We start from the raw sequence: 2,203 nt of genomic DNA, 5'->3' as shown, positions 1-2,203 counted from the left end.
GGTCATTGTCGGCGCTGGCATCGCCGGCCTGATGACCGCGCTTCACCTGGCGCCACAGCCGGTCGTTGTTCTTTCCCGCGCTCCGCTCGGAACCGAAACCTCAAGCACGCTGGCCCAGGGCGGCCTTGCCGCGAGCCTGGGGGACGACGACAGCCCCGAACTCCATCTGACCGACACGCTTGCTGCCGGCGACGGCCTTTGCAATGAGGCGATCGCCAGGCGAGTCGTCGAGTCAGTCCCCGCAGCCATCGACCATCTCATTCGTCTGGGCGCTCCTTTCGACCGCGCGTTAGACGGAAAACTGCGGCTCGGCCTGGAGGCGGCTCATTCGCGGCGCCGCATTGTCCATGCCGCAGGTGATGCCACCGGCCGCGAGCTGTTCCGCGCGCTGCTCGCCGTGGCGTGGCGAACCCGTTCGATAACAATCATGGAAGGTGCGACAGCCCTTCGCCTGGTCGTTGCAGAGGGCGGCATTGTGGGCTTGTTGGCCGCCTTGCATTCACGCGTGTTTGCTTTGCCCACCCGCCGTGTGGTGCTGGCGACTGGCGGCATCGGCGGCCTCTTTGGCGATACCACGAACCCACTTTCCTCGTTTGGACACGGGCTGGCGCTGGCCGCCTGTGCCGGCGCGGAGCTCGCCGATCTGGAATTCGTGCAGTTCCACCCGACCGCGCTCGACACGCCGCGCCGGCCAATGCCGCTTATAAGCGAAGCGGTACGGGGCGAAGGCGCGGTGCTGGTGGACGAGTACGGTCACCGCTTCCTTGCCACTATACCTGGCGCTGAATTCGCATCGCGCGACGTGGTTGCCCGCGCAATCGCCAATCAGCTCTCCGCCGGGCATCGTGTCTATCTCGACGCCCGGCGATGCCTCGGGCAAAAATTCGCAAAACGCTTTCCGGCGATCGACGCCGCTTGCAAGCAGGCCGGCATTGATCCGGCCATGGAGCCCATTCCCGTGCGTCCGGCGGCTCACTATCACATGGGCGGCGTGGCGGTAGACGCTGAAGGGCGCAGTTCCGTTGGCGGCTTGTGGGCCTGCGGCGAGGTCGCTTGCACAGGGCTGCATGGCGCCAACCGTCTCGCCAGCAACTCGCTGAGCGAAGCCGTTGCAACAGCCGCCTGGGTCGCGGCAAGTGTGGCCGGCACCTCAGCCGGCTGGCAATGGCCCAGGCTGCCGGCAGTCTTTCCATTGCGGCCCGACCCTTCACCCGTACGCCAACTTGTCTCCAATGCGCTTGGCATCTTTCGAAATGGCAAAGCGCTGCGCGAGGCGATCTCGACCCTTCTGCCGATCGCGGTTGGCGGGACGGCCGCGGCCGACCCGGCCCTGGTTGCGCTGTTGATCGCGATCGCGGCATTTCGGCGCGAGGAAAGCCGCGGTTCGCACTACCGGTCCGATTTCACTGGGCGCGATGCTGCCGCCCTCCCCTCGCGACTGACGCTCTGCACAGCCTTTGAGAATGCCGTCGCGCTCAGCTGGCAGAGATCCGAACGGAGCCGTTGATATGAGTTCCCTTGCACCGCTTCCCCAGATCGTCCTGGAACCGATCGTGCGCAGCGCCCTTCTGGAAGATTTTGGCAGGGCCGGCGACATCACCAGCGATGCGATCATCCCCGCCGATTGCAAGGCGACGCTCGCATTGAATGCCAGGCAGGCCGGCGTTGTCGCCGGGCTTGATCTGGTGATGTTTGCCTTTCTGCTGGTCGATCCTGGGATCAGTATGCAGTTGCGCTGTCCTGAGGGCGGCAAGGTTTCGGCCGGGGAGACTATCGCGGTCGTAAGCGGGCCAGCGCGCAGCCTGCTGACGGCGGAACGGACGGCGCTCAATTTTCTATGCAAGCTGAGCGGCATCGCAACGGCGACAGCCTCGCTGGTCAACGCGGTGCGGGGCTATAACGCAAAGATCGTGTGCACAAGAAAGACGACGCCTGGGCTGCGTGTCCTGGAAAAATATGCCGTGCGCGCCGGCGGCGGCGCCAACCACCGCTTCGCGCTCGACGATGCCGTGCTCATCAAGGACAATCACATCGCTATTGCCGGTGACATCCGCACCGCGATCGAGCGGGCGCGTGGCGCCATAGGTCACATGGTCAAGATCGAGGTCGAGGTCGACACGCTGGACCAGCTGGAGATGGCGCTGCAGGCGAGCGTCGACGCCGTGCTCCTCGACAACATGTCGCTCGAGGACCTTGCCCAGGC

General features: G+C 65.3%; 2 protein-coding genes. Both read left to right on the top strand.

Going from position 1 to position 2,203, the window contains the following annotated elements; translation table 11 throughout:
* Positions 1-1,507, top strand: a 1,507-nt coding sequence (locus tag EOA29_RS33900; RefSeq protein WP_127222230.1) for an L-aspartate oxidase, incomplete at its 5' end; no start/stop codon positions are given.
* A 1-nt stretch (position 1,508) separates the two neighbouring features.
* The coding region (nadC, locus tag EOA29_RS33895; RefSeq protein ID WP_127222229.1) for a carboxylating nicotinate-nucleotide diphosphorylase at positions 1,509-2,203 on the top strand (695 nt) is incomplete at its 3' end.

Origin of the sequence: Mesorhizobium sp. M1E.F.Ca.ET.063.01.1.1, from assembly GCF_003998155.1 — a bacterium.
Classification (GTDB): domain Bacteria; phylum Pseudomonadota; class Alphaproteobacteria; order Rhizobiales; family Rhizobiaceae; genus Mesorhizobium.
This window is presented reverse-complemented; position numbering and strand designations above follow the sequence as displayed.